At 60.3% G+C, this 1,770-nt stretch carries 1 protein-coding gene; it reads right to left on the minus strand.

Annotated features, from left to right (window positions below):
- Window positions 1-1,756 (minus strand): hypothetical protein (locus tag ACOCD2_RS18595; RefSeq protein ID WP_419625883.1); only part of this gene is annotated, 1,756 nt, incomplete at its 3' end.
- Window positions 1,757-1,770: the final 14 nt, after the last annotated feature.

The raw sequence follows: 1,770 nt of genomic DNA on the forward strand, positions 1-1,770 counted from the left end.
GGAGCTGTTTGGCCCAGTCGCCCGATAAGGCCACTTGCAGCTTATTGAGGACCTCTACCGGGTTCTCCCCCGTCAGCAGCGCAACCCGTGACAGCCACGGCTTCAGAAACCGGGTCATCGTATTCGCCAAACGCTTTGTAACACGCCCCGTGCCTGCCAGCTCCTGCGAGAACTGCTCAATATGCGACTTCAGCGCCGCTTCAACTTCCGCAGATTTCTCCAGAGCCTCCAACCGCTCTTCCAGCGTAGCATCCCGCGAAGCGTAGGTACGGTTCATGTCCGACTGGGACACACCCTCAGGGCGCAGGCGCATATGCGGACGCAAGGATTCAAACCCGGCACCTCCCGCGTTCACGACAACATCCCCAACGTCCAGCTCCACAGAACCCTCAAGGGACGCCTGGGCCTTTTCGAGCACCTTATCAAACCACGTACCGCGCCCCGGTGCTTTGCCGTCCTGATGAAGCGCACCCGCCGCGTCAACCACGGCGCTTGCATCAACGTACACCGTATGCGGTGAACCCGTTTGCCGGGCCATGCCCGTGATAACGTCCGCAGTCTGCTGAGGAACCGCACTGCTGGCATTCATAGACGATGTGGCACCAATCAGCGTATCCAGGTGCTCCTGATCCTTACGGTCCTGAATGCGCTCCTGCTTCTCAAGGGCAAACTGTACGGTCGCGCCCAGCCCCACACCCGGTAAACCCATCAGGGGAGCGCCCATCGCACCTTTGGCAGCAGCCGCCACCACGCGGGTTCGTGTCTCCGGGGAGAAAGCATCCATCTCATAGTCATCAAATGCCGCCGCCTTAGCCAGCTCCTCCACCGCCACAGCAACCAGCTCCTGCGACCCCTCCGTGACACCTTCGGCTGCGGTGAACAGCGCCAGATCCCCCAGCGCTTTCATGACCGCCTTCGCCACCTCCGGATTTCGGGCAGCGGCAACGGTAGCGTTACTGACAATACCTTTTACCGTGTCCTTTCCCTTCAGAAACGGGAATCTGGACGCAAGCATACCCCAGGGGGCAACCTCCAGTGCCGCGGTGAGGGTGGCCGCGCCCTTAGCACCCACGTTCACAATATCACGCGGTATCGGCTGATCATCCACCCGAATGTCCATGAGCTGATCCACCATGTCCACATAGGTCAGCCGGTAGGTATATACCGCGCCACCGGTCATGGCACCGTATCCGGCACCCGCAATAGCCCCGGGCACACCACCTGCTGAACCTGCAAGGGCACCCACGGCGGCACCTGTAGCAAGGTACCCGGCTGAATCCACGAGCTGGGGCAACACCTCTGACGTGGCCTCTGCCATCTCCGAAAAGAAGCCAAAATCCGGCGCGCCGGCAGAAGCCCTGTACTTGATATCCTTCATCCGGGCAGTCGCCCATTCCGGGATATCTGCGCCATTGCCCAACGCCGATGAGTACACATCGAACAGCTCGGACATCTCAGCAACAGCGGCACCACGCCCATACGCACGCTTAATAGCCTGCCACCGGGTCTCATCACCGGTGCCGTACAAATGCCGCTGCTGACCCATGTAAGCCATGAGGCTTTGCAGGTTGCCAACATCCGGAGAAAACGCCGGGGCCGCCTCAGGCGCTTCCTTCAATACCTGAAACAGCGCATCGGGAGTATCCTGGGCGCTAAGATCGTCCTGAAGCTTCTTCTGTCTGAGCGTATCCTGCGCGCCTATCGCAACACTAAGCGGCACACCCATGGCATCTGACAGCTCAGAAGCTATCGCCATATTCCCAGGGACCG

Source organism: Thiolapillus sp. (assembly GCF_048562965.1).
Taxonomy (GTDB): domain Bacteria; phylum Pseudomonadota; class Gammaproteobacteria; order Chromatiales; family Chromatiaceae; genus Thiolapillus; species Thiolapillus brandeum_A.